Source organism: Candidatus Francisella endociliophora (assembly GCF_000764555.1).
Lineage (GTDB): Bacteria > Pseudomonadota > Gammaproteobacteria > Francisellales > Francisellaceae > Francisella > Francisella endociliophora.
The window spans coordinates 227,713-252,870 of the sequence record NZ_CP009574.1; the positions used below are offsets into that span (position 1 = coordinate 227,713).

Consider the following 25,158-nt stretch of genomic DNA (forward strand, 5'->3'; position numbering starts at 1 on the left):
CATGCTAAATGATATACTACATCAACCTATTAGGACAAAGATAATTACATATCTCTATTCTGTGGAGGGAGCAACTTTTAAAGACATAAAAACTTTATTAGAATTGACAGATGGTCATATGAGTACACATATGAAAGTTTTTATCAAAAATGGATATGTTACCAATAAGAAAACATTTAAAGCTGGTAAACCAGAAACAACCTATAAACTTACTGAAAAGGGTAAAAAATTATTTTTAGATTATGTTGCAGAATTAAAAAGGATTGTTAATTTTGTATCAACAGATCCTAGCTAAAAAACCTCCTACTTTAATGAACTCTCTTAAATCTTTTGAGCATTTCGAAACATACAAAATACTATCAATAACAAAATAAATCGCATCTTGCGAATATTTTTCACCTAAATTACATGCTTCATCTAAAGACTCAGCATTAAACATAAAACCATTTTCTTTATGCTTAGTATCTTTATCAAAACCATTTATTTGATATATCCAATCATATTTTTGCTTAAGTTCTTTTTCTAGAATCTTATTTCTTGAAATATTCTCACTTTCACTTAGAGATTTATTCATTGGATTATATGCAGTAATAATTGCAAATTGAGTAGGATATTTATTAGGTTTAACAGGCACTTCAAAAAGAGTATTGAAATACAAATCACACATTTGAGATTGAACTTTATTCATAAGCCTTTAGTTTTTGCTCTAGTTGAGACCCGGTTTGGACACCATTTAGAGTCTCAACTTGTTTACCATCTTTGAAAATAATCATCGTAGGAATACTTCTAATGCCAAACTTAGTGGCTAAATTTTGATTACTATCAACATCAACTTTGACAATAACTGCCCCTTTGTAGTCTTTTGATAGCTGATCTAAAATTGGGCCTAACATTTTACAAGGTCCACACCAATCAGCATAAAAATCAACTAGAACTGGCTTGTCTGTACTATTTATTAATTTATCAAAATTTGCTTCATCTGTTTTTATTACATTACTTAATGCCATTTTTATCTCTCCATAAAAGTTACATTTGCATTAATTGTTATATCTTGTGAGACTGCTACAGGATTTGGGTTGGTACTACTAGCATCCATTTCATTATTAGCAGCTTTCATAAACATAACTGTATTTCTTGGTCTATAACTATTTGTATCATTATATTTAATTGATTGAATTAGATAATTACTATGAGTTTCTTTATTAAAATTATCTAGATATGCTTTAGTATCTTTATAAATTTGAACCATCAAATCTTGTTTAGCAGCTTGAATATCTTTTGCAGGAGGGTTGTAGTCAAGAACTTGAGCTACTAATTTTTTACCAGAAGCTTTTTGATTTTCTAAAGCCTTTTGCAAGTTATTAAGATCTTGCTGAGATATTCTAGCTTCTAGTTGTAATGTTACATTTAAAGCACCGCTTCTAGATTTATCTTGTTCGAGATTTTTTACTTTCCAATCCGCTTTTACAATACTATTAACCTCATCAGAAATTTCTTTTTGGATACTGTTTTGATCTTCAAGTGTTGTAGTTGCGTAGCCTGTAACTTGTACTAATATACTATCACTTTTAACTGTTGTTTCAGCTTGTGTAGTATATGTAATAGTATTATATTTAGGGCAATCATTATCACTACCAGCTAAAGCAACATTTGTAGCTAAACAACCGAATAATGCAATTGGAAGAATCTTTTTCATAAGTAACTCACAAATTTTACTAAACTAAATTCAGTTTAGCAGAAATTGTGAGTATTATTAATGAGAAATAGCAAATATGCTTAGATAATAGAAGCTAGAATCTCATCTAAAGATTCAATAATTTCTTCTTTAATTTCATTTTCAAAAGGAAAATCATCAGATGTTAATTGAGATTTAACAAAGCTTTCTAAAAGTAAATGTTGGGCTGCTTCTAAAGTTAATCCTCTAGATTGTAAATAAAATAACGCTTCTTTATCAAGCTCACCAATAGTTGCTCCATGAGTACAAACAACATCATCTGAGTATATTTCTAGCTCTGGCTTTGTATTGATTTCAGCTTTATTACTTAGCTGAATATTTTTATTATTCTGGAATGCTTGAATACTCTGTATACCATGATTCACAATAGCCTTAGCATTAAACCATGCTTTAGAGCTGCCATTAGCAACTCCTCGAAAGTTCACATTACTATAAGTATGTGAAGCATTATGATTTACTAAAAAGCAAGTATTTGCAATAGCACTATCATTTAGTAAATATAACCCTCTAATATCAAATCTCGAGTATTCTTTATTAAGATTTACTACAAAATCATTTCTCAAAAGAGCATCTTTATTCAATAAGTTAAATCCATTAAATTCAGCAGCTCTATCAAGGTTTACTAAATAGTTTGCTGTCGTGATTAAATTTGTATTATTTGGATTATCTGCATTATTAGTAAAATTTATTTTAGCTGATTCAGCAACATTGATGTCTAAATACAAATTTATAGCTGAACTTTCTGTAAGATTTACAAAATCAACATCAAGATCTAGACTAGCAAACATATCAACATCAAGCTTTAGAGAGATATTTGTAAGTTTATCTTTTGCCATATCTGTATTGATAAAAATAAGACTTAAATAGTCTTTAGTATCTTTAGGAATATCAATACTAAAATGCTTAGAATTTTCTATCGCTAAACGCGACATATCTCTATTATCTTTATGTAATTCTAATGCACTAATATGATTTAACTTTTTATTATAATCAATAGCCAATACACCATCTAAAATTATTACAACATTTTCTTGAGTATCAAACTTAAAACCCTCAAGATAGTTTTTTGTTTGTGGAGATTCTTTTAATATCTCTGAAATATTATTTTTATTATAGATCGATGCTATATTTGTGTATTTCCAGCTTTCTTGCTTGGTAGTAGGTAGAGATTTATTATCAATTAACATTATTTAACCTTTAGCTGTTTAACCAAGAATAACCTTTTTCTTCTAACTCAAGAGCAAGCTCTTTACCGCCAGTTTTAACAATTTGACCATCTGCTAAAACATGTACAAAGTCAGGCTTAATATGATCTAAAAGTCTTTGATAGTGTGTAATAACTAAGAAGCTTCTTTCTTCAGATCTCATTCTATTAGCACCCTCTGAAACAACTTGAAGAGCATCAATATCCAAACCAGAATCAGTCTCATCTAAGATAGCTAATTTAGGTTCTAACATCATTAGTTGAAGCATTTCATTACGCTTTTTCTCACCACCTGAGAAACCTTCATTAACTCCACGAGACATATATTTTTGGTCAATTTTTAAGATTTGCATATTTTCTTTAAGCTTTTTCATGAAATCAATTGCATTAATCTCTTCTTCACCCTTTTGCTTTCTAATGCTATTTACAGCAGTTTTTAAAAACTGAACATTACTAACACCAGGGATTTCAATTGGATATTGTAAACTTAAAAATATACCAGCAGCAGCTCTTTCCGAAATACTTAAATCATCTATATCTTTGCCATCAAATGTAATAGAACCTTGAGTGATTTCATAACCATCTTTACCCGCTAAGACATTACTAAGCGTACTTTTACCAGCACCATTAGGGCCCATGATTGCATGAACTTCACCTTTCTTCATAGTTAGGTTTAGCCCTTTTAGAATTTGTTTTTTTTGTTCTCCAACATTTACATGTAGATCTTTGATTTCTAATAACATTTTTTAACCTTTTAAAATATATATTTCAGAGTTTAACCAACAGCGCCTTCTAAGCTAACTTCCATAAGTTTCTGAGCTTCAACTGCAAACTCAAGAGGAAGTTTTTTAAATACTTCTTTACAAAAACCATTTACAATCATGGCAATAGCATCTTCTTCTGATAGACCTCTTTGTTTACAATAGAAAAGTTGATCATCAGAAATTTTTGAAGTTGTAGCTTCATGCTCCACTTGAGATGAATTACTCTTATTCTCAATATACGGATATGTATGAGCTCCACAATTATGACCAATTAATAATGAATCACATTGTGAAAAGTTTCTAGCATTTGAAGCATTTGGAGAAATTCTAACTAAGCCTCTATATGCTTGAGATGCTTTACCTGCTGAGATGCCTTTAGAGATAATTGTACTTTTAGTATTTTTTCCCAGATGTATCATCTTCGTACCAGTATCAGCTTGTTGAGCATGACGAGTAAGTGCAACTGAATAAAACTCACCTATAGAGTTATCACCACGTAATACTACGGAAGGATACTTCCAAGTAATTGCTGAGCCTGTTTCAACCTGTGTCCAAGAGATCTTAGAGTTTTTATGCGCCATACCCCTTTTTGTTACAAAGTTATAAATACCACCCTTACCTTCTTTATCACCAGGATACCAGTTCTGTACTGTAGAATATTTGATTTCAGCCCCATCTAAAGCTACCAACTCTACAACTGCTGCATGAAGCTGATTCTCATCACGCATAGGAGCAGTACAGCCTTCAAGGTAACTAACATAACTACCCTCATCTGCGACAATAAGAGTTCTTTCAAACTGCCCTGTATTCATAGCATTTATTCTAAAGTATGTAGATAGCTCCATTGGGCAAGTCACACCTTTTGGGATATATACAAATGAGCCATCACTAAATACAGCTGAATTTAATGCTGCAAAAAAGTTATCACCTTGAGGAACTACTGAACCTAAGTATTTTTTAACCAAATCAGGATATTTTTGAACTGCTTCTGAGATTGGGCAAAATATTACTCCAGCCTCTGCTAGTTTTTCTTTAAAAGTAGTTACAACAGATACTGAATCAAATACTGCATCTACCGCAATATTTTTAACACCTGCCAACATTTCTTGCTCATGTAGCGGAATACCAAGCTTATTATAAGTTTCAATAATCTCAGGATCTACTTCATCAAGAGATTTTGGGTGATCCTTCATTGACTTAGGAGAAGAGTAATAGCTTATAGCATTAAAATCAATCGGCGGATAATTTAAGTCAGCCCAGCTTGGCGATTTCATCTCTAACCATTTGTGATAAGCTTTAAGTCTCCACTCCAATAAGAACTCAGGCTCATTTTTTCTTGCTGATATCAAACGAATTACATCTTCGTTTAATCCAGCCTCTATTGTTTCGGCTTCTATTTGTGTAACAAAACCATGTTCATAGTCTTGCTCTATAATTTTATCTAAATTTTCACTCATTTTTTAGCTCTTGTCGCTGTTGTTGACAATATCATAAATTGAAGTATCTGAAAGTAAATTCAAAAACTGTTTGTTCAATACTCTCCAATAGCTACTAACTGTACAGTTTGCTAAACTACATTTTTTTTGAAGATCGCAACATTCTGTAAGATTTACATCATTTTCAACAGCTTTTACAATATCTAATACAGTAATATCCTTAGGGTCACATACTAATGTATAGCCGCCATCAATACCTCTCTTTGAAGTTACAACATTAGCAACGGATAGCTGATTAAGTAACTTTCTTACAGTTGGCATATTTAGCCCCGTAGCTTCTGCAACTTTAGCAGCACTATGAGGGTTAGAATTATTCTTCGCTATCGTTACGACTACTAACAAACCATAGTCGAGTAACTTACTTATTTTAAGCATAATTACCTTCAATCTATACTAATCTAGTATCATTTGTTACATATAATAATATTTAACAGGCTCAAAGTAAATTAAAAAATTGATTATTTTACTGCCTTAGATTAGTATGTCTAGACTTACATACTATTAATATACAAATTATTATATCAATTAATTATGAGAATAGCTATTTTAGGTGCTGGTCAATTAGGAGTATATTTAACTCAAAGATTAAGTTTAGATCACCAAGTATCTGTAATAGATCTAAATGAAGAGAGGCTTGGGTTTATATCATCCGCTTTTGATGTTCAAACAATTATTGGAGATGTCACAAAGCCTAACATTATGATGGAGGCAAACTTTAAAGATACAGATATGATTATAGCTGTAACATCTGATGATACGATAAATATAGCTATCTGTGATATGGCCTATAAGCTATATAAAACTCCTTATAAAATCGCTCGTATCCGTGATACGGAATATAATAGATTTCCAAAACTTCTAAGTAATATAGATTTAGTAATAAAATCTTTCTTTGAAACAACAAAAAGACTAGAGCAACTAATATTTTTATCTGGAGCATATTTTATATCAAGTTTTTTTGATAAAAAGGTTCAGATCGTTGGTGTAGAAGTATCTGAAGAATCCCCTCTTGTGGGCCTAGCAATCAAAGATATTTATTTAGGCTTAGAGGATATAAAAGTAGATATAATATCTGCCCATAGAGGCAGTGAAAAACTTGACCTAGAAGATATAGAAACTTTAATTCAGCCTGGTGATAGAGTTATGTATCTTTCAGAAAAAGCTTACTCATCTCAAATATTAACAATATTTCAACCGAAGAAAACAAACATTAGAAAAATATTTATTGCGGGTATTAACCATGCAAGTATTACTCTAGCAAAATCCCTCGAAACTAAAGGTTATATCATAAAAATGATTGATCCTAGTGCAAAAAAGTGTGAATTTGCATTAAATGAGCTTTCTAAATCAACAATTCTTCACTATAACCCTGTAAATAATAACCTTCTCGTAGCAGAAGGTATTGATGAAGCAGATATGTTTTTTGCATTAACCAACTCTGATGAGATAAATATTATGTCATCCATACTAGCCAAAAAACTTGGAGCAAAAAAAACAGTAGCCACGGTTAATAGTGCTGAATATTATGATATAACTAGAGACCTTAAACTTATAGATATATCCATCTCTCCACATAATTTTTCATATACAACTATTAAAGCATTTTTGACTCAAGTTGATATGGTTAGAATGTATGAGGTTGAGGATAGTGAGCAAATGTTTGTCGAATTAAAAGTTCATGGCCAAGAAAATATGTCAACAGTTATTGGTAAAACTATCTCAAGCCTTAAGTTACCTAAAGGATTAGAGATCCTTGCAATCATGAAAAGTGATGACAATATCCCACTATTTTTTGCTAGCAATGTAACTATTGAAGATGGCAATAGATTGATAATTAAAGTTGAAAATAAAAAAGCTCTACAAACCTTGGAAAAATTATTCCAAGTTATGCCTTTATACATAGCGTAAATAATTGCTAATTCAGCACCCGTTAAGTATTATATGTTTTAACGTGTTTAAATTTTAATTATATTTTATAAAGTTATGACGACAAACTCTTCTGGAAAAGAAAAAATTGGCTTAATCCTTCTAATACTTCTGATGACTGGGGCTATCGATAACATACGTAACCTCCCTTCTACTGCTACATCAGGTACTTATATATTTTTCTTTTTTGCTATTGCTGTTGTATTGTTTTTAGCACCTGTAGCATTAGTCTCAGCTGAAATGACTGCAACATATACAAAAAAAGGTGAAGAAGGAGTGTATGGTTGGGTAAAAAAAGCCTTTGGTCCGAATGTGGCAATGCTTGCAATCTGGTTTCAGTGGATTAATACCCTTATATGGTTCCCAAGCATCTTAACATTTTTAGCAGGAACTATAGCTTACTTATTTAACCCTGATTTTGCACAAAATGTTAAATTTACAATTATATTTATAACTATAGTTTTTTGGTCACTAACAATACTAAATTTAAAAGGTTTGAGAGTATCCGCTATATTTGCAAGTATTTGTACTTTTATAGGAATGGTTATTCCTATGATATTAATGGTTATATTTGCTCTAATATGGTTAAGCTGTCATAACTGTTTTACTCATATTAATTTCCAAGCTCATAATCTAATACCTAGCTTTGAGTCAACAGAATCATGGATGGGCTTAACAGCAATTATTGCTTCATTCTTAGGTCTTGAGTTAGCAACAGTACATATAAGAAAAGTTACAAATCCTAAAAAAACATTTCCTCTAGCTCTTTTAATCTCTGTTGTTTTTATAATATTTACAATGGTTCTTGGCGCTTTAGCTGTTGCAATAATCTTCCCTCAATCTGATATAGATGTAGTGCATGGTACGATTAAAACTTTTAGAGTATATCTAGATAATTTAGGTATACCTGTATTTTTTTACTATTTACTTGGTTTAATGGTGGTTGTCGGTTCAATAGGTTCTATGATTAATTGGATGATATCTCCAGCTAGAGGTTTATTACAAGCTGCAGATGACCATTTCCTTCCAGATGCTTTAGACAAAACAAATAAGCATGATGTACCTAGTGGTATTTTAATTCTACAAGCTATAATTATGACTATTATATGCTTACTTTTAGAACTGGTTCCTTCTGTTCAGGCTTATTATTGGTTACTTACTGCTCTTAGTACACAGATATATTCTTTGATGTATTTAATGATGTTTTTTGCGGCACTTAAGCTTAAACTCACTAACAAAGATGCTATTAAAAACACTGAAGATTTCCATATTCCTGGAGGTAAGTTTGGTATGGTATCTACATGTATATTAGGTGTAATAGGTACAGTAATTTGCGTAATTGTAGGTTTTGTTCCTCCTGATAATTTATATGATAATCCTCTTGAGTTTATACAAACTTTGTCTATCTGTTTTGTATTATCAATTATTCCTGTAATAATATTTATGATATATAGAAGATTTAAACTAAAAACTCTTTAATATTAAAAATGTACGAATCAATAGCTCTTTTTATATGTCTTTTAATGGGATACTATATTTTCAACTTTAATAAAAGTACTCAAACAATAAAATATATTAATACAGCTCTAGAACTAATAGTTGTTTTAATCATATTTTTATTAGGATATAACTTTAGTATTTTTACACATACGAATACGATAGTTTTTGATGTTATTAGCACTAGCCTTCTTTACTCTTGTATTTTATTTATAGCAAATATTCTAGGTGTTTGTCTTTATTGCTATTATAAAAGTCAGTTAAAATCTAAATTTGTCTCAATTGGTTCGAGTAGTCAAACTCAGAATATTTTTCTTTTAGTCTTACAAGCAAGCAAATACCTTACATACCTAATTATAGGTTATATTCTAGGTGAAATTATAAACATTGATATGACACATTTTATCGATAATGTAGTACTTGCTCTACTGTTTGGATTAATGTTTATAATAGGTATATTACTACGTCTAGAAAACATTCCTATAAAAGATCTATTTAAGAATAAAGTTGCTATAACTATAGTTATAATTATAGTTATAACATCAATATCTTCTGCTATATTGATAAGCTTAATCACAAACATTCCACTTAAAGAAAGTATTATGATTTGCTCAGGATTTGGCTGGTATTCTTTATCTGTAGTATTAAATACAGGTTTTATTGGCGAGTATTACGGAATGGTAACTTTTATGGTTGATTTCCTACGAGAAATAATTGTTATTGCTACAGTTCCCTTACTAAAAAGATACTTATCTATAGAGCTAGTTGGATATGCCGCAAATACAGCCATGGACTTCTGCCTACCGGTAATCAAGAACAATTACGGCACAAAAATAGTACCTTTAGCAATAGCAGTAGGACTTATATTTACGATTCTAACTCCTGGGATACTAGTACTAGAGAATTTAATTCTTTAAATAGAGATATAGATTTATCTAATTATTTGCTACGGAACTTAATACGACCTTTTGTTAAATCATATGGAGTAATCTCAACTACAACCTTATCACCCGTTAAGATACGAATATAATTTTTTCTCATTTTTCCTGAAATATGAGCAGTAACGACATGTCCATTTTCTAACTCAACTCTAAACATTGTGTTTGGAAGCGCCTCTAAAACAACACCTTCCATTTCTATACAATCTTCTTTTGCCATACTGGCCTCTTCTCCAATTTATTAGTTAATTTGAATAATTACATAAGACAGCCTATATTTTAGAAGTATTTAATCAAAAACTCAAATCTTTTGAAAAAATAGTTGTTAAAACGTTATAATTTTAAGTAATAAAGTATAAAAACTTATCATTATTCGTGGAAAACCATATTTTTTTTGAGTTAATAATATTTAGTGTATCTGTTCTAGGGGGCTGTATTGGAGCTGTTATTGGTTTAGGAGGTGCTTTAGTTATCACACCTATTTTATCTACATTATTAAACATTCCTCTTCATTATATATTAGGTGCTGCGATGATTGCTATTATATGTACATCAACCGCTACTTCTTTAGTTTCTTTAAAATCTCATGGATTAACAAAAGAAAAACTTGGACTTTTTCTTGCCTTAGCAACAGCAATAGGAGCCATTTTTGGAGCAAAAGTAGCTCTGATGCTACAATCAAAAATCCTATTTCTAATTTTTGGTGGAATTTTAGTTATAGTCGCTTTATTAAATATAATAAAAAGAAAAGATTCGTCAAAAAGCGAATCCAGCTTAAACAACACATCCCATATATCAGAAAAACTTCAACTTAATGATAGTATTTTAGTCAATAATAAACTACAACATTATAAAGTCTCTCATCCAATTTTAGGTTTTATTTTCATGGGAGGAGCTGGATTTATTGGTGGCTTACTAGGTATTGGTGCGGGAATATTTAAAGTTATTGCTATGGATAAAATCATGAAGATACCATTTAGAGTCAGCGCTTCAACTAGTAATTTTATTATGGGTATCACAGCCTTTGCTGCAACCTCTGCATACTATTTTGCTGGTTATATAAATAGCACTATAGCAGTACCTGTAGCTCTTGGAACCTTATTAGGAGCAACTATTGGTTCAAAAATTATGCCTTACATACCTACAAAAGTTCTTAGGGCAATATTTTTTATAGTTGTGATGGCTGGAGCCTTTCAAATGTTACTTAAAGGGTTACTATAATATGAAAGAGAATGTTATTTATAAAGTTTTAAGACTAAATCTATTTATAGCTATTATTGCAATGCTCATTGGTGGTGTATGTCATTTTTTAGAATATAACAATAGCATTAGTAATGAAATTATGAATACTGGACTCCTTTTACTTATAATCTCACCAGTATTACGAATTTGCTTAGAATTAGTCTTTTTTGTAAAGGAACAAAACTATACATATATTATTATTTGCTTAGCTTTATTTATAATAATAGCAATAAGTATTATCAGCTAGATAGTATATTGCTTTCAAAAATGTTAATATTTTGCTTATTATTTAATATACTCCTAAGAGTTAAAAGCTTATAAAGATATGTTTACTAGTTTATCAGATAAATTACAATCATCTTTTAAGAAGATACAAGGACAAACCTCTCTTACTGAAGAAAACATTCAGTCAGCACTAAGAGATATAAGAGTATCTCTTTTAGAAGCTGATGTTGCATTACCTGTAGTTAAAAAATTTATAGCTAATATTAAAGAAAAAGCTATTGGTGAAGAAGTAAAAAAGAGTTTAACTCCTGATCAAACATTTATTTCATTTGTAAAAAAAGAAATAGAAAATGCTTTAGGTGAAGAAGCAGTTCCAATAAACCTAAAAACTCAGCCACCGGCAGTTATCTTGATGGCAGGTTTACAAGGTGCTGGTAAAACAACATCAACAGCTAAGCTTGCAAAATATTTAAAAGAGCAACATAAGAAAAAAGTAATGGTAGTAAGTGCCGATGTCTATCGCCCTGCTGCTATTGATCAGCTAAGAACTCTAGCAAATAGTTTGAATGTTGACTTCTTTGAATCTGATGGCTCTCAGAAACCTGATTATATTGTTACAGAAGCTATAAAAGCAGCAAAAACAAAACTTGCAGATGTACTTATTATAGATACTGCAGGTAGATTGCATATTGATAGTGATATGATGGATGAAATTAAACAAATCCATAAAATATCTAATCCGATAGAAACATTCTTTACCGTTGATAGTATGACAGGTCAAGATGCTGCCGTAACTGCTAAAGCATTTAATGATGCTCTAGAACTAACAGGTGTCATCTTAACTAAGACGGATGGTGATGCTAGAGGTGGTGCTGCCCTATCAATTAGAGAAATCACAGGTAAACCGATTAAATTCTTAGGTGTTGGTGAAAAAACTGACGCACTAGAGCCATTCCATCCAGATAGAGTTGCTTCTAAGATTCTTGGAATGGGAGATGTTCTTAGTTTAATTGAGAATATCGAACAAAAAACAGAAAAAAAATCTGCACAGAAACTTACTAAAAAGCTTAAAAGTGGTAAAAGCTTTGATTTAGAGGATTTCAAAAATCAAATCCAACAAATGAAAAAAATGGGTGGTGTTGGATCTATTATGTCTAAGCTACCTAACATGCCTGCAAACATGCCGGGTAATGTTGGTGATGAAATGTTTAAAAAAATTGAAGCTATGATTGACTCTATGACTCCTATAGAGCGTAAAAAACCAGAGCTTATCAAACATAGTAGAAAGCAAAGAATTATCAAAGGATCTGGAACAACTATTCAAGATCTAAACAAACTACTTCAGCAACACACTCAAATGAAAAAAATGATGAAAAGCGTAGTAGGTAAAAAAGGCGGTATGGCAAACATGATGAAACGTATGTCTGCAATGCAAGGTATGGGAAATATGCCAGGACTTTTTGGTAAAAAATAATTAAAGGAAATAATAAGGATATCAACTCAATGATAGGTGATAAAAATTTCGATAAAGTGTCAAATATAAATATAAAAAAAGAAAAAGTTTTGATTCCTGCTGAAGTTCTAATTCAAGAAATACCTCTTTTGAAAACTTCTTATGAAACAATCAAGCAATCACGTAAAGAAATAGCTAATGCTATTAATGGTAAAGATGATCGTGCGGTCGTTGTTGTTGGTCCATGTTCAATACATGATCCAGAAGCTGCTATTGAGTATGCTACAAGATTAAAAGAATTAGTAAAAAGATTTGACAGAGACATCATAATAGTTATGAGAGTTTATTTTGAAAAACCTCGTACTACTATTGGGTGGAAAGGTTTTGTGAATGATCCTGATCTTGATGATTCTTTCAATATTAACAAAGGTCTACGTTTAGCTCGTACTCTACTTTCAGATATTACAAGCATGGGACTGCCATGTGCTACAGAATTTTTAGATGTAATCACTCCACAATATTTTGCTGAACTTATCTCTTGGGGAGCTATTGGAGCGAGAACTGTAGAATCTCAAGTGCATAGAGAACTTGCTTCTGGATTATCTGCTTCTATTGGTTTTAAAAATGCTACTAATGGTGATATTCAGGTAGCTGTAGATGCTATTAAATCAGCAACATACCCTCATCATTTTTTAAGTACAACAAAATCAGGATCTACTGCTATTTTTGAAACAAAAGGCAACAAGAATGGTCATGTAATTCTTCGAGGTGGTGCTACTGGGCCAAACTTTACAAAAGAGTATGTTGATGAGTGCGTTGCTAAATTAAAAAAATCAGATATCGATACAAAGGTAATGATTGACTGTAGCCATGGTAATAGTCAAAAAGATCATAATAAGCAAACAGCTGTATTAGCAGATATCTGTGAGCAAATTAAAATAGGTGATGATATTTTTGGTGTAATGATTGAAAGTAACCTAGTTGAAGGTAATCAAGACATCAACTCTAAACCGTTAAAGTATGGACAAAGTGTTACAGATAAATGTGTTGATTTTGATCAAACTATAAAAATGTTAGAGATGCTAGCAGAAGCTGTCCAAGCTAGACGCAACTCTCAAGAAAAAAAAGAGGTTAAAGAAGAGTCTCAATTTTCTCTGCTATAGCTTCCTAAAGACTCACTATTTTAAATACTAGATTTATGTTTATTTACATAATTTTCCGCTACGCTCTCTAAAGATCCTTCCAATTTCTTTAAATCTCTATTTGAATTATTTTTTGTATACTCAGATGAATTATGGTTTTTCCATACGAGTTTATTATCCTTATTATTAGTTTGCTTATAACTATTATCAGCATCACCAGTTATTTCTCGGTATGAGTTAATAACTTCTGGCTTTTCTATATTCATCTTTTTTGCTCCTTTAATCTTTTCATTTGAAAAAGTTGGCACACCATTATTATCTGACTCATATATCTCGGCAAAAGAAGCTGAATAAACAAAAACTAAGAGAGTTATAATTATGTATTTTTTAATCATTTATAAGTTAGTAAATTAGATAGGTAATGAAAATATTTTAACAAACAATATATTTAGTCGCATTTATATTAAGTGATTTATTATATTTTTTCAGATTAAGATAGGTTCGAAACTACGCAAAAACTTCACTTAAGTGTTTTTTATAGTTAATAGCATATTCTTCAACTTTTGGATCTTTGATAACATCATTACAGATAAATGTGTTTAGTGGAGACATACCTAAAAACTGATGAGCCTTATGAAAATGCAAATATACACCATCTACTCCAACACCTTCAAAAAATTGCTCTCTATCTATAAAAGCTTCCATTGGTGCATTCCACGTTAAAGATAGCATATAATTTTTACCTTGCAGCAAACCTCCAGAACCATATTTTTTATTAGCATCATGGCGAGATCTACCATCACTTGCATATAGCTTACCATGACCTATAGTTAGAACTTCATCAAGATATTTTTTTACAATCCAAGGAGGTCCCATCCACCAACCAGGCATCTGATGAATAACAGTATCAGCCCAAAGCCATTTCTGTATTTCTTCTTCAATATTATAGCCATTCTCTATAGCGGTTACTTTTACTTCGTGACCTAAGCTTTTCAGATGATTCTCTGATAAATCACTTAGATACTGATTTAGTGCCCCTTTTGAATGACCAAATTCTTTTTTACCATTTATTAATAGAATATTCTTTTTCATAAAATTTCCTTTACTGAACAGCTAAGTTAATAAGCTGGCTACCTTGGCAGACAGCTCCAGTATTATGAATGCTAATTACAACTCCACCATAAGGCATTTTTAGTTCTTTCTTTGTCATAGTAGCGGTTTGAATATATTGACCTATTACATCACCAGCTTTAAATTTATCACCTGCTTTGATAAACCACTCATATAAACCACCTTCAACTGCTTTTATATGTTTATAGTTAGTAATATCATTATGGACTATTTCAGTATTTAATAGGTCTGTCTCAAAAGGAGAATCAATAATATCTTTTGACTTAAGATAGTTTAAAACACCTTGGCTTTGCATTTTAGCATCTTCAAAGTTTATATATTCTTCAGAGCCTAATTCTAATGTATAGCCTTCTTTTAAAATAGATTCATTTCTACCCTGCTTCTTAAACTCTTGAGATAGATGCCACCATGGACAAAATATAGCTTCATCTAATGCGCCATCCGCTTTATCATTATCAATAACCAAAGTATGCTTATAGCCAAATTTTTCAGCTGACTTTTTAGCAAACTCTGCTGTATAAAGATAAGTAACTGCATCTGTATCTGTATGTAAATCTAAAACAAAGTCTGCTTTTAAAGCTTCTTGTTGCATTAGTAAATTCAATCTTTTAGCTCTTGAAAGCTCCCACTCATTAGCAAGCTCTTTTTTGATTTCTGATTGTAGTAACTCTTCAAATGCTTTTTTGTAATCTTGCTTAGATGATTTAATATGTTCTTTAACAAATGCTGAATAATCAATTTTAGGATAATTATAGTACCGATTAAAATTATCACCTGTAGCAGAATCAAAACGACCTTGATGCCCTGCTCCAATAAATACATCTTTACCAATAGGGTTACACTGAGGAATTAGATATACATCACCTTTGGGTTGATACTTTTTAAAATACTCTAAAAGCTCCACCATCACAGTATTACCTTGTAATTCAGAAGCGTGCATACTTGCTTGCATATATACACTAGGAGCATTTTTATCACTACCTTTGATAGTAATTTTCTCAACACAAATATCTTCGCCTGTTGATGATTGGCTTACTTTGATTTTTTCTTTCGAAATATAGTTCATTATTTTGTCACTAAAATATTAATAGACTAATTTTAGTACATTTTGAGAAAAAAATTTACTTTATTAATATAAAGTAGCAAAATAACATATCATTTATTTTCACTTAAATCTAAACATGGAACTGGAAAATATCCAAAAAAAACAATTTATTAATTTATTTCAAATAGAAATGTGGGAAAGATTTGCTTTTTACTCTTTCACATCATTATTTGTTCTTTTTACAATTTCTATGAGTTTCTCAGAAAAAGACGCATATATGATATTTGGTGTATTTTCTGGATTAGCTTATGGGTTACCTGTTGTTGGTGGAATAATCGCAGATAAGCTTCTTGGAATCAAAAGAGCAATGGTTACGGGAGCCATAGTATTAACTCTTGGTTATTTTAGTTTAGGTCTTTCTTATAGTTATCATGCTGTGATGCTTAGCTTATCTATGATAGCGATTGGTAATGCTCTTTTCAAACCAGCTCCCTCATCATTAATTGGTATGATCTATGATAAAGATGCCGCTCAAACAAGTGCAGCATTCTCCATGTACTATATGGCAATAAATATAGGTGCTTTTTTTGCAGGTGTGGCAGCTCCTCTTATAGCGAAATATACAAACTTTCATATTGCTTTTATTGTTGCCGCTATAGGAATGCTATTTGCTATATTAAGCTTTTTTAAGAAGTTTGGCCTATATAAATCATTATACAATGAAGTTGGTAGTAAGCCATTAGAGCTCAGAAATATTGCTTTTTCAGTTCTAATTTTATGTTTATTATTATTATGCTCATTTATTCTATTAAACTATAATGAGGTTGCTTTTTATATAATAATTGCAATAACAGCTTCGGTATTAATTTATTTATTTTCATCTTCTTTTAGCTATAGTGACAATGTTACTAAAGTAAAGCTTATAACAGGTGTTTGCTTATTCGTCCAAGCTATATTTTTCTTTATAATATATGCTCAAACATTTTCAACTCTTGTTATTTTTGCTAAAAATAACGTGGTCCTTAGCATTTTTGGCTTTGATATTTCACCAGCATCTTTTACATCTGTAAGCTATTTTTGGATATTAACTTTAAGTCCTATACTTGCCAAATTATATTTATATATTCATGAGAAAAAATATAACTTCAATACTTTTGATAAGTTTGCTACCTCTATATTTTTATGTGCGATAGCATTTTTGATATTATATTTTGCTTGTATTACTACTGCTGGAGCTGATAGCAAGATAACTAGCTTATGGTTAGTTATTTACTATTTCTTAGCTTCTTTAGCAGAATTATTTATATCTGCTATGGGACTTGCTGTAGCAGCACAATATTTCCCAAGAGAAAAAATTGGCTTATGTATGGGCGCATGGCTTTTATGTCAAGGCTGTGGTCAAACATTAGCTGGTAAAATAGCGGGTTATATTTCTATGCCAAGCGAAAGTGTATCAGCTAAAGATAGTTTGATTGTATTTACTAACTACTTTGAAAAATTCTCTATTGTTTGCTTTATAGTAGCGATTATATTTACAGTAATTGCTATATATATAAGAATTTTATCTAAAAAGAAAAATATATCTTTCGCTTAGGTTATCAAAAACACTTATAGCATCCATAAGCAATACCTATTACACACCCTACCTTAAAATGTTAGAATAACTCTAATAATCTTTAACACTTAATGTATCTAATGATAAAAGTAACAAGTTTTAATGCTAATGGTATCCGTGCAGCTACTCGTAAAGGTTTTTGGGAATGGTTTGAATCTCAAAATATAGATTTCTTATGTATCCAAGAAACAAAAGCTCAATTTCATCAACTTGAAGGAGATGAACAGTATTTTCCTGAAGGTTATCACTATGATTTCAAAGATGCTGTTAAAAAAGGCTATAGTGGTACTGCTATCTATGCTAAGAAAAAGCCTCTGAAAGTTATCAAAGAGCTTGGGCTAGACTGGGCGGATGATGAAGGTCGCTATATCCAATTTGATTATGAAAACTTTAGTATTGCAAGTTTATATCTACCAAGTGGCTCTAGTGGTGATGTTCGTCAAGAATACAAAATGCAGTTTCTTGAAAGGTATAAAGAAATACTTAAAGAACAAGTTAAATCTGGTAGAGATTTTATAATTTGTGGCGACTTTAATATTGTACATAAAGAAATAGATATTAAAAATTGGAAATCAAACTATGGCAAGACTTCTGGAGTATTACCAGAAGAACAAGCTTGGCTAGATCATATTTTTGATGATTTAGGTTGGGTTGATACTTTCCGAGTAATTAATCATGAACCATTACAATATACGTGGTGGTCAAATCGTGGGCAAGCTCGTGCTAACAATGTTGGTTGGAGGATTGATTACCATATTTCAACGCCTGCACTAAAAGACAAAGTTGTACCTGAGTCTGACTATGTTTACAAAGAAAATTGGTTCTCAGATCATGCTCCGTTAACTATTAGTTATGATTATGAGGTTTAGCAAAGGTTAAAGTATGGATGTAACAGTAATTATCTCTTCAATACTCTCAGCATTTTTGGCATATTGGTATTTATGGGCGATAGCTCTAGTTTTTCTTTTTATGAAAACACCTTTTTTCAAAGGTTGGATAGGTGAAAAAATTCTAATAATGTCAATAAAAAATATTGTTAAAGAAAAAAATGGAATATTATTAAATAACCTTCTGCTACCCATTGAAAAAGATACTACTCAAGTAGATCATGTTTTATTGTTACCTTCTGGAATATTTGTAATTGAAACTAAAAATATGAAAGGTTGGATATTTGGAGATGTTAAAAGTAAAACTTGGACACAACAAATATATAAACATAAATCAAAATTTCAAAATCCACTTCACCAGAACTACAAACATATTAAAACTATTGAATCTATGCTTGAGCTAAATGACTTATCTAAAATTCATAATATCGTTGTTTTTGTAGGAGCATCTACTTTTAAAACAAAAATTCCTGAAGGTGTTTATAGTATATTTAGATTAAGAGGTTTACTTAAAACACAAAAAGAAAATACTTTTAGTGGTGAAGTACTAAAAGAATATGCAGATATCTTAAAAAGCCAAAAACATAAAAGCTCAATAAAAAACAACTATAAACATATTAAAAGCCTTAAAGAAAAATACTCGTCTGAGAATATCTGTCCAAAATGCTCAAATGAACTAATTGAAAGAACTATTAAAAAAGGTGACCGAAAAGGACAAACTTTTTTAGGATGTAGTAGTTTTCCAAAATGTAGATATATTAAAAATTAAAGTCATGCCAAACACTTATATATTTTCAGGTCTACCAGGAGTAGGCAAAACAACTTTAGCTAAACAACTAGCGCAAGTTATGCCCAATACTGTCTACTATAGAATAGATACAGTTGAATATTATCTAAAAAAAGCATATCCACAAGAACTAACTATACAAGGTTATGAGTTAGTATATTACCAAGCAAAAGAGAGTCTAAAGCTTGGCAAAAGTCTAATTATAGATTGTTGCAACCCAGTTATAGAGTCTCGAGAATTATGGAATAAACTATCACAAGTTAATTTTACAAAAATTATAAATATTGAAGTTATATGTAGTGATAAGCAAACTCATAAAAATAGAATAGAAACAAGATACAAAACTAATCCAAATAAATATCCTACTTGGCAAGATGTACTTAATAGAGATTATCAATTATGGGATCAAAACATTATTAGAGTTGATACATCATCTAATAATAAAGTAGAAGATATATTAAAAATTTTAGAAAAAAACATAGCAAAACATATAAGTTAAATTGGAGTATAAATGAATTACAAAAATCTTTTTAAAGGAATGATTATAGCCTCTTCTATTGGGATGTTTAGTTTTGGCTATTCAGATAGTAATACTACAGAACATGCTCATTGGGGTTACTTAGGTTCTGATGGTCCAGAACATTGGGGAGAATTATCTTCTGAATATAAAGAATGCTTAAGCGGTAAAAAACAATCTCCTATAAATATTATTACAACAAACACTATCAAAGGTACAGAATCTGACAAAATAAAAATTGACTATCATTTACATGTAGATGAAATTTGGAATAATGGTCACACAATTCAAATACAGTTTAAACCAGGTAGTTATATCTATATAGGTAAACAAAAATATGAACTAAAACAAATGCATTTTCATACTCCTAGTGAAAATTATTTAGATGGAAAAGAGTTTCCTTTTGAAGCTCATTTTGTCAATATCTCAAAAGATGGCAAAATTGCTGTTTTAGGGTTGCTTTATGAATACAATAAAAAAGGAAATCAATTTATAAAAGAGATATGGCAACATATACCAAAAAAAGTTGGCTCTACAAATAAGTTTGATTTTACAATTCATAAGGATGATAATCCAATTCCAAATGGACATCATTCATTCTATGAATTCACTGGATCTCTAACAACTCCCCCTTGTACGGAAGGTGTGAAATGGGTTATATTAAAGCAAAAAGCTTATGTCTCTAAAGAAGAGGTTAAAACATTTGAAGATATTTTGCATTTTGATAACAATAGACCTCTTCAAAAAGCTTATGATAGAAAAATAATTCTTGAAGATGAATAAAATATATTAAGGAAAATTAAATGAGTAATAATCACTTTGATGTAATAAGTTTAGGTGGTGGTTCTGGTGGTATAGCATCTGCTGTACAGGCTGCTAAATTTGGTAAAAAAGTTGCAATCATCGAAAAGCGTGAGCTAGGTGGTACTTGTGTAAATAGAGGTTGTGTACCTAAAAAAGCTATGTTTTATGGTGCTATGATTGCAGAACAGTTAAAACATGATGTTGCTGGCTATGGTTTTGATGTTGAATTTAAAGGTTTTAACTGGGCAAAACTGAAAGAAAAAAGAGCTACATATATTGGTAACATTCATGGTTTTTATGACAAATTATTAGATAAATGGGATATCACACATTTTAATAATTGGGGTAAGTTTAAAAATAATAAAACTATCATATTAGATGATGGAACTGAGCTTACAGCAGATCATATTTTTATATCACCAGGCGCCTACCCTACTGTACTAAAAAATATTGAAGGTTCTGAATTAGGTATCACATCTGATGAGTTTTTTGAGCTAGAAGAAACTCCTAAAAAAGCTGTAATTGTTGGTGGTGGTTACATTGGTGTTGAGATTGCTGGAGTACTAAATGCTCATGGCACCGATACAACTGTTATGGTTCGTAGAGAAAAACCTCTAATGGAATTTGATAATGATATTAGTGATGCTCTAGTTGAATGTATGGAAATGACAGATCTAAAAATCATGAACCATACAAATATCACAAAAGTTGAAAAAACTGGCAATACCCTAAAAATCACTACAGATACTGATAAAGTTCTAGAAAATGTTGATACTCTAATCTGGGCAACAGGGCGTGCTCCAAATACACATAATTTAGGTATAGAAAATACTGATATAGAAATGACTGATAAAGGTGTTATTCCAGCTAATGATTTTAGTGAAACAAATGTTGCTGGAGTATATTCTTTAGGAGATGCTTCTGGAGTTCCTCAACTTACACCTGTAGCTATCAAGACAGGTAGATATCTTGCTCGTAGACTTTTTAATGGCGAAAATGACTTAAAAGCGAATTTAAAGTATATACCTACTGTGATATTCTCTCACCCTGCTATTGGTACAGTTGGCTTATCAGAAAAAGAAGCAAGAGAAAAATATGGTGATGATAATGTCAAAGTTTATAAGTCTCGTTTCACAGCACTATATTGTGCTATCTCAGGTCACAGAATGCCTACAGTTATGAAATTAGTTGTAACTGGTGAAAATGAAAAAGTTGTAGGTTGTCACATGATAGGTCTAAATGTTGATGAGATGCTTCAAGGATTTGCAGTAGCTATCAATATGGGTGCTACTAAGCGTGATTTTGATGATACTATAGCTATCCATCCTACTAGCTCAGAAGAGCTTGTGACTATGTAAGGAATTTTATGATACTAACTACAGCAGATACTCTTGGTAAAAGAGAAATCATTGAACATAAAGGGCTAGTTACTGGAATAATTGTGCGTACACCAACTATTACTCAAGGTATATTAGGTGGTTTGAAAAATATCATTGGTGGTAAAAACACTTCTTATACAAATGTCTGTAAAGATGCTCGATTACATGCCGAACAAGAAATGATAAATCAAGCTAAAGAACTTGGAGCTAATGCAATAATTGCTATTCGTTATGATTCAAGTAGCCTTGGTGGTAATACTAGTGGTACAGAAGTTTTTTGTTATGGAACAGCTGTAGTTGTTAGATAAAATTAAAAAAAAATAAAGATATACAGAATAAATAACCAAACTTATACAATTTTCTTATTGTTTTCATGATCAAAATCTCTTATGATAAATTGTAAACCTTTGTCCAAAGGTATGTTTTCAAATTAATTGGGAGAATTTTATGATAATTGATGATATTAATCATTCAAAAAGTCAAAATAGTGTCGCGCCATTTTGGGTTTTATGGACATTAGAACTATGGGAAAGATTTGGTTACTATGGTCTACAAGCCATTTTGGCAATATATTTTGCTAAAAAATTAGGGTTTAGCGATGGTGACGCTATGCTTATCTTTGGTTCTTTTTCAGCTTTACTATATGGTGGTCCTTTAATTGGTGGTTGGATTGGGGATAGCTATTTAGGTGCTAAAAGAACTATATTTATAGGAGCTGGAATACTCTTCTTATCATATTTGTCACTTAGCTTTGCTACTGTTATTGCTGAGCAGATAGGAAGTACTGAGAAAACTATTGTAATGTATTCGTTAGCTGGAGTTGCTATCGGTTTTGGATTATTTAAGCCAAATCCAACCTCTCTTATATCTAAACTTTTCGAAAAAGGTGATCCTGCCTTAGATGGTGCTATGACAATGTACTATATGGCGATAAATATTGGTTCCTTTGTATCGATGCTTATTACACCATTTGTTGCTGCTAAATTTGGATATCTTCACGCATTTTTGTGCTCTGCTATCGGAATGTTACTTGGCTTGATTAGCTATATAATTTTTTATCCAAAAATTGCAAAAGTTTCAACAGATGCAGGATTACAAAAATTTTCTTGGAGTAAGGCTATTATTGTTATTATAGGATCTTTAATAGCTATAACAATTTCTGCAAATATCCTTGAAAATACTAACTTATGTACTGCAGTTGTTATCGTAATAGCAATAATTGCTTTAATTTATTTCTTCGTACAAATGATAAAGCAACCAGAGCATGAAAGAAAAAGAATGATTGTTGCTCTTATACTTATTATTCAAGGAATTATATTTTTTGTGTTATACCAGCAAATGCCAACCTCCTTAAACTTCTTCGCTGTTAATAATGTTAACCCTCATTTCTTAGGTATGACACTTCAAGGTGAACAATGGCAGGTATTAAATCCTTTAGCTATCCTTGTAGTATCACCTTTACTTTCTATTTACTATAGAAAATCTGCAGGAACACATGTCACAAAGTTCTGTTTTGGAATGACTCTTTGTGCTATGGCTTTCTTAGTTCTTTACCTTCCTCAATTTACAGCAACTGATGGCATTGTATCAGGATGGTGGTTAGTATTAACTTACTTCTTACAATCTACTGGTGAACTACTTATCTCAGCTTTAGGTTTATCAATGGTTGCTGAACTTTTTCCTCGTAAAATGAGTGGATTTGCTTTAGGGATGTGGGCTCTTACTACAATGGTTGCTGGACCAATAGGTGGTTATGTAGGTGCATTAACAGCTCCTGCAGAAGGAGTTGTTTTCACTAAAGTTGAAAGTGTTGCCGTTTATGGAAATGTTTTCTTAACAATAGGTATATTTGTAACTATTGTTGCAGCAATAATGTGGGCTGCTCGTGGATGGTTAAATTCTATTATAGAAAGTACTCGTATCCATATTGCAGCAGAGGGGCTACATGGTATGCATGAAGAAGCAAGTATTTTACCAAATACTGAAGATCTTAATTCTTAAACTTTTGGCTTTCTTACACTCTTATTCTGATGAATTTTTTGTTTAATTTTCTTAGCAAAATCCTTGTTATGACTTGAAGCTTTTTTTTGATTGCTGTTTCTATTATTTTTATTTGCTCTTTTAGCTGCAATTATTTTTACTTCATCAATTTTTTTAACTTTTGTCTTACGAGACATACTAGTTATAGGTACATTATGAGTAGATTCAAAACCTTCTAGCTCTTCACGAGGTAAAAGATGTCCTATCAGATGCTCAATATTTGATAATGATTCTACTTCATCTGCACTTACTAGAGATATAGCCAAACCATCTTGCCCTGCTCTACCTGTACGGCCAATTCTATGAACATAATCTTCTGCAACATTTGGTAAATCCAAATTTATTACACATGGTAGTTGAGCAATATCAATTCCACGAGCTGCAATATCAGTAGCAACTAACACATTTATCTCTTTTGCCTTAAAATCTGCTAATGCTTTTGTACGAGCAGTTTGACTCTTATTACCATGAATTGCACTACTTGTTATATCTGCTTTATTAAGCTTTTCAGAGATTTTATTAGCACCGTGTTTTGTACGCGAGAAAACCAATACTTGATGTAAATCTTGAGTTTTAATCAATTCTATCAATGCATTGATTTTTGTAGATTTATCAAGTGTGTAAATCTTTTGAGTAATTTTCTTAACTGTAGTATTTACAACATTTGCTGATACTGATTGAGGATTATTTAGAAACTCATTAGCAAGATTTTTAATTTCCGGTGAAAATGTTGCTGAGAACATTAGCGTTTGGATTTTTTTAGGTAATAGTTTATGAATTCTTTTTAAATCATGTATAAAACCCATATCTAACATTCTATCTGCTTCATCAAGAACTAGAGTGTTTAAGCTATCAAATTTAATAGCATTTTGACTATATAAATCAAGCAGTCTACCTGGTGTTGCAATTAGTATCTCAACGCCTTTACGAAGTTTCATCATTTGAGGATTTATACTTACCCCGCCAAAAACAACTGTAGAACGAATATGTGTATTTTCACCATATATTCTAACTTGATCTTGGATTTGTGCAGCTAACTCTCTTGTTGGAGTTAGAACTAGCACTTTAATTTTATTTGCCTGAGCTTTTGGCTGATCTAATAACCTTTGGATAATTGGAAGTGTAAAACCAGCCGTTTTGCCTGTACCAGTCTGAGCTGATGCCATTACATCATTTCCTTTTAAGACTAATGGTATTGCTTTTGCTTGGATTGGAGTTGGTTTTGTATAGCCTTTTTTATCTAATGCGCTACATATTGAGGGATTTAAACCTAAATCAGAGAATTTCATTTATTTTACCTATGTTTTTTGACTCAGCTATATTAACACTAA

General features: G+C 31.1%; 28 protein-coding genes. 16 read left to right on the plus strand and 12 right to left on the minus strand.

All coding sequences use genetic code 11. The annotated features are described in order from the left end of the window. The first annotated feature begins 1 nt into the window (after nucleotide 1). Nucleotides 2–295, plus strand: coding sequence for a winged helix-turn-helix domain-containing protein (locus QI37_RS01095; RefSeq protein ID WP_040007765.1), 294 nt, complete (start codon nucleotides 2–4; stop codon nucleotides 293–295). On the opposite strand, the gene QI37_RS01100 is transcribed toward QI37_RS01095, so the two are convergent. From QI37_RS01100 to QI37_RS01130, 7 genes are all read right to left on the minus strand, one after another. Next, on the minus strand, nucleotides 278–688 hold the full coding sequence (locus tag QI37_RS01100; RefSeq protein ID WP_040007766.1) for a DUF3293 domain-containing protein: 411 nt from the start codon (nucleotides 686–688) through the stop codon (nucleotides 278–280). The two genes, QI37_RS01095 and QI37_RS01100, sit on opposite strands and share 18 nt — an antisense overlap. Beyond that, nucleotides 681–1,007 carry a thioredoxin gene (trxA, locus tag QI37_RS01105; protein ID WP_040007768.1) on the minus strand — a complete coding sequence of 109 codons (327 nt, stop codon included), beginning with the start codon at nucleotides 1,005–1,007 and terminating at the stop codon, nucleotides 681–683. Before trxA ends, QI37_RS01100 begins: the two co-directional genes overlap by 8 nt. A 2-nt stretch (nucleotides 1,008–1,009) precedes the next feature. Then, nucleotides 1,010–1,696 carry a hypothetical protein gene (locus QI37_RS01110; protein WP_040007769.1) on the minus strand — a complete coding sequence of 229 codons (687 nt, stop codon included), beginning with the start codon at nucleotides 1,694–1,696 and terminating at the stop codon, nucleotides 1,010–1,012. Between the two features lie 80 nt (nucleotides 1,697–1,776). Further along, nucleotides 1,777–2,922: a Fe-S cluster assembly protein SufD gene (gene sufD / locus QI37_RS01115; RefSeq protein ID WP_040007770.1), complete on the minus strand. Its 1,146-nt coding sequence runs from the start codon at nucleotides 2,920–2,922 to the stop codon at nucleotides 1,777–1,779. A 10-nt stretch (nucleotides 2,923–2,932) separates the two neighbouring features. After that, nucleotides 2,933–3,682: a Fe-S cluster assembly ATPase SufC gene (sufC, locus tag QI37_RS01120; protein WP_040007771.1), complete on the minus strand. Its 750-nt coding sequence runs from the start codon at nucleotides 3,680–3,682 to the stop codon at nucleotides 2,933–2,935. A 32-nt stretch (nucleotides 3,683–3,714) separates the two neighbouring features. Next, nucleotides 3,715–5,160 (minus strand): Fe-S cluster assembly protein SufB, encoded by a 1,446-nt coding sequence (gene sufB, locus QI37_RS01125; protein WP_040007772.1) that lies wholly within the window; start codon nucleotides 5,158–5,160, stop codon nucleotides 3,715–3,717. Between the two features lie 3 nt (nucleotides 5,161–5,163). Beyond that, nucleotides 5,164–5,574, minus strand: a complete 411-nt coding sequence (locus tag QI37_RS01130; protein ID WP_040007773.1) for an SUF system Fe-S cluster assembly regulator — start codon at nucleotides 5,572–5,574, stop codon at nucleotides 5,164–5,166. Nucleotides 5,575–5,730: 156 nt separating this feature from the next. On the opposite strand from QI37_RS01130, the gene trkA reads away from it, so the two are divergent. The 3 genes from trkA (at nucleotide 5,731) to QI37_RS01145 (ending at nucleotide 9,539) form a co-directional block, all read left to right on the plus strand. Continuing rightward, nucleotides 5,731–7,107, plus strand: coding sequence for a Trk system potassium transporter TrkA (gene trkA, locus QI37_RS01135; RefSeq protein WP_040007774.1), 1,377 nt, complete (start codon nucleotides 5,731–5,733; stop codon nucleotides 7,105–7,107). A 75-nt stretch (nucleotides 7,108–7,182) separates the two neighbouring features. Beyond that, nucleotides 7,183–8,604: an APC family permease gene (locus QI37_RS01140; protein ID WP_040007775.1), complete on the plus strand. Its 1,422-nt coding sequence runs from the start codon at nucleotides 7,183–7,185 to the stop codon at nucleotides 8,602–8,604. Between the two features lie 8 nt (nucleotides 8,605–8,612). Further along, nucleotides 8,613–9,539 (plus strand): LysO family transporter, encoded by a 927-nt coding sequence (locus QI37_RS01145; protein WP_040007776.1) that lies wholly within the window; start codon nucleotides 8,613–8,615, stop codon nucleotides 9,537–9,539. 22 nt (nucleotides 9,540–9,561) lie between these two features. Here the strand turns inward: QI37_RS01145 and infA are convergent, their stop codons facing one another. Continuing rightward, complete coding sequence (gene infA / locus QI37_RS01150; protein ID WP_004287780.1) at nucleotides 9,562–9,780, minus strand: translation initiation factor IF-1; 219 nt, start codon at nucleotides 9,778–9,780, stop codon at nucleotides 9,562–9,564. A 155-nt stretch (nucleotides 9,781–9,935) separates the two neighbouring features. On the opposite strand from infA, the gene QI37_RS01155 reads away from it, so the two are divergent. The 4 genes from QI37_RS01155 (at nucleotide 9,936) to QI37_RS01170 (ending at nucleotide 13,643) form a co-directional block, all read left to right on the plus strand. Next, entirely contained in the window at nucleotides 9,936–10,781 is an 846-nt protein-coding gene (locus tag QI37_RS01155) for a sulfite exporter TauE/SafE family protein (protein ID WP_040007782.1), read from the plus strand. Between the two features lie 61 nt (nucleotides 10,782–10,842). Then, entirely contained in the window at nucleotides 10,843–11,049 is a 207-nt protein-coding gene (locus QI37_RS01160; RefSeq protein ID WP_434061681.1) for a DUF1634 domain-containing protein, read from the plus strand. A gap of 78 nt (nucleotides 11,050–11,127) precedes the next feature. Beyond that, entirely contained in the window at nucleotides 11,128–12,501 is a 1,374-nt protein-coding gene (gene ffh / locus QI37_RS01165; protein WP_040007785.1) for a signal recognition particle protein, read from the plus strand. Between the two features lie 29 nt (nucleotides 12,502–12,530). Then, nucleotides 12,531–13,643 carry a 3-deoxy-7-phosphoheptulonate synthase gene (locus tag QI37_RS01170; protein ID WP_040007787.1) on the plus strand — a complete coding sequence of 371 codons (1,113 nt, stop codon included), beginning with the start codon at nucleotides 12,531–12,533 and terminating at the stop codon, nucleotides 13,641–13,643. A 20-nt stretch (nucleotides 13,644–13,663) separates the two neighbouring features. Here the strand turns inward: QI37_RS01170 and QI37_RS01175 are convergent, their stop codons facing one another. The 3 genes from QI37_RS01175 to QI37_RS01185 form a co-directional block, all read right to left on the minus strand. Continuing rightward, nucleotides 13,664–14,017: a hypothetical protein gene (locus QI37_RS01175; protein ID WP_040007790.1), complete on the minus strand. Its 354-nt coding sequence runs from the start codon at nucleotides 14,015–14,017 to the stop codon at nucleotides 13,664–13,666. Nucleotides 14,018–14,129: 112 nt separating this feature from the next. Beyond that, a complete protein-coding gene (locus QI37_RS01180) occupies nucleotides 14,130–14,714 on the minus strand; it encodes an NAD(P)H-dependent oxidoreductase (protein ID WP_040007792.1) in 585 nt (194 codons plus the stop codon). 10 nt (nucleotides 14,715–14,724) lie between these two features. After that, a complete protein-coding gene (locus QI37_RS01185; protein ID WP_040007794.1) occupies nucleotides 14,725–15,822 on the minus strand; it encodes a M14 family zinc carboxypeptidase in 1,098 nt (365 codons plus the stop codon). 166 nt (nucleotides 15,823–15,988) lie between these two features. Between QI37_RS01185 and QI37_RS01190 the strand changes: the two genes are divergently transcribed. The 8 genes from QI37_RS01190 (at nucleotide 15,989) to QI37_RS01225 (ending at nucleotide 23,788) form a co-directional block, all read left to right on the plus strand. Beyond that, nucleotides 15,989–17,392: a peptide MFS transporter gene (locus tag QI37_RS01190; RefSeq protein ID WP_158409059.1), complete on the plus strand. Its 1,404-nt coding sequence runs from the start codon at nucleotides 15,989–15,991 to the stop codon at nucleotides 17,390–17,392. Nucleotides 17,393–17,493: 101 nt separating this feature from the next. Next, nucleotides 17,494–18,282, plus strand: coding sequence for an exodeoxyribonuclease III (locus QI37_RS01195; RefSeq protein WP_040010634.1), 789 nt, complete (start codon nucleotides 17,494–17,496; stop codon nucleotides 18,280–18,282). 13 nt (nucleotides 18,283–18,295) lie between these two features. Continuing rightward, entirely contained in the window at nucleotides 18,296–19,069 is a 774-nt protein-coding gene (locus QI37_RS01200; protein ID WP_040007797.1) for an NERD domain-containing protein, read from the plus strand. A 4-nt stretch (nucleotides 19,070–19,073) separates the two neighbouring features. Continuing rightward, a complete protein-coding gene (locus QI37_RS01205) occupies nucleotides 19,074–19,586 on the plus strand; it encodes a P-loop nucleotide/nucleoside kinase family protein (protein ID WP_040007798.1) in 513 nt (170 codons plus the stop codon). 12 nt (nucleotides 19,587–19,598) lie between these two features. Next, on the plus strand, nucleotides 19,599–20,387 hold the full coding sequence (locus QI37_RS01210; protein WP_040007800.1) for a carbonic anhydrase: 789 nt from the start codon (nucleotides 19,599–19,601) through the stop codon (nucleotides 20,385–20,387). 20 nt (nucleotides 20,388–20,407) lie between these two features. After that, nucleotides 20,408–21,766, plus strand: a complete 1,359-nt coding sequence (gene gorA / locus QI37_RS01215; protein ID WP_040007801.1) for a glutathione-disulfide reductase — start codon at nucleotides 20,408–20,410, stop codon at nucleotides 21,764–21,766. Between the two features lie 8 nt (nucleotides 21,767–21,774). Further along, on the plus strand, nucleotides 21,775–22,095 hold the full coding sequence (locus QI37_RS01220; RefSeq protein ID WP_040007802.1) for a YbjQ family protein: 321 nt from the start codon (nucleotides 21,775–21,777) through the stop codon (nucleotides 22,093–22,095). A 139-nt stretch (nucleotides 22,096–22,234) separates the two neighbouring features. Beyond that, on the plus strand, nucleotides 22,235–23,788 hold the full coding sequence (locus QI37_RS01225; RefSeq protein WP_040007803.1) for an oligopeptide:H+ symporter: 1,554 nt from the start codon (nucleotides 22,235–22,237) through the stop codon (nucleotides 23,786–23,788). Here the strand turns inward: QI37_RS01225 and QI37_RS01230 are convergent. Further along, nucleotides 23,785–25,116, minus strand: a complete 1,332-nt coding sequence (locus QI37_RS01230) for a DEAD/DEAH box helicase (protein WP_040007806.1) — start codon at nucleotides 25,114–25,116, stop codon at nucleotides 23,785–23,787. The two genes, QI37_RS01225 and QI37_RS01230, sit on opposite strands and share 4 nt — an antisense overlap. Nucleotides 25,117–25,158 lie beyond the last annotated feature (42 nt).

Coding starts and splice junctions, on each gene's coding strand:
- QI37_RS01095 (WP_040007765.1), top strand. CDS start 2: ATGCTAAATGATATACTACATCAACCTATTAGGACAAAGATAATTACA.
- QI37_RS01100 (WP_040007766.1), bottom strand. CDS start 688: ATGAATAAAGTTCAATCTCAAATGTGTGATTTGTATTTCAATACTCTT.
- trxA (WP_040007768.1), bottom strand. CDS start 1,007: ATGGCATTAAGTAATGTAATAAAAACAGATGAAGCAAATTTTGATAAA.
- QI37_RS01110 (WP_040007769.1), bottom strand. CDS start 1,696: ATGAAAAAGATTCTTCCAATTGCATTATTCGGTTGTTTAGCTACAAAT.
- sufD (WP_040007770.1), bottom strand. CDS start 2,922: ATGTTAATTGATAATAAATCTCTACCTACTACCAAGCAAGAAAGCTGG.
- sufC (WP_040007771.1), bottom strand. CDS start 3,682: ATGTTATTAGAAATCAAAGATCTACATGTAAATGTTGGAGAACAAAAA.
- sufB (WP_040007772.1), bottom strand. CDS start 5,160: ATGAGTGAAAATTTAGATAAAATTATAGAGCAAGACTATGAACATGGT.
- QI37_RS01130 (WP_040007773.1), bottom strand. CDS start 5,574: ATGCTTAAAATAAGTAAGTTACTCGACTATGGTTTGTTAGTAGTCGTA.
- trkA (WP_040007774.1), top strand. CDS start 5,731: ATGAGAATAGCTATTTTAGGTGCTGGTCAATTAGGAGTATATTTAACT.
- QI37_RS01140 (WP_040007775.1), top strand. CDS start 7,183: ATGACGACAAACTCTTCTGGAAAAGAAAAAATTGGCTTAATCCTTCTA.
- QI37_RS01145 (WP_040007776.1), top strand. CDS start 8,613: ATGTACGAATCAATAGCTCTTTTTATATGTCTTTTAATGGGATACTAT.
- infA (WP_004287780.1), bottom strand. CDS start 9,780: ATGGCAAAAGAAGATTGTATAGAAATGGAAGGTGTTGTTTTAGAGGCG.
- QI37_RS01160 (WP_434061681.1), top strand. CDS start 10,843: ATGCTCATTGGTGGTGTATGTCATTTTTTAGAATATAACAATAGCATT.
- ffh (WP_040007785.1), top strand. CDS start 11,128: ATGTTTACTAGTTTATCAGATAAATTACAATCATCTTTTAAGAAGATA.
- QI37_RS01170 (WP_040007787.1), top strand. CDS start 12,531: ATGATAGGTGATAAAAATTTCGATAAAGTGTCAAATATAAATATAAAA.
- QI37_RS01175 (WP_040007790.1), bottom strand. CDS start 14,017: ATGATTAAAAAATACATAATTATAACTCTCTTAGTTTTTGTTTATTCA.
- QI37_RS01180 (WP_040007792.1), bottom strand. CDS start 14,714: ATGAAAAAGAATATTCTATTAATAAATGGTAAAAAAGAATTTGGTCAT.
- QI37_RS01190 (WP_158409059.1), top strand. CDS start 15,989: ATGTGGGAAAGATTTGCTTTTTACTCTTTCACATCATTATTTGTTCTT.
- QI37_RS01195 (WP_040010634.1), top strand. CDS start 17,494: ATGATAAAAGTAACAAGTTTTAATGCTAATGGTATCCGTGCAGCTACT.
- QI37_RS01200 (WP_040007797.1), top strand. CDS start 18,296: ATGGATGTAACAGTAATTATCTCTTCAATACTCTCAGCATTTTTGGCA.
- QI37_RS01205 (WP_040007798.1), top strand. CDS start 19,074: ATGCCAAACACTTATATATTTTCAGGTCTACCAGGAGTAGGCAAAACA.
- QI37_RS01210 (WP_040007800.1), top strand. CDS start 19,599: ATGAATTACAAAAATCTTTTTAAAGGAATGATTATAGCCTCTTCTATT.
- gorA (WP_040007801.1), top strand. CDS start 20,408: ATGAGTAATAATCACTTTGATGTAATAAGTTTAGGTGGTGGTTCTGGT.
- QI37_RS01220 (WP_040007802.1), top strand. CDS start 21,775: ATGATACTAACTACAGCAGATACTCTTGGTAAAAGAGAAATCATTGAA.
- QI37_RS01225 (WP_040007803.1), top strand. CDS start 22,235: ATGATAATTGATGATATTAATCATTCAAAAAGTCAAAATAGTGTCGCG.
- QI37_RS01230 (WP_040007806.1), bottom strand. CDS start 25,116: ATGAAATTCTCTGATTTAGGTTTAAATCCCTCAATATGTAGCGCATTA.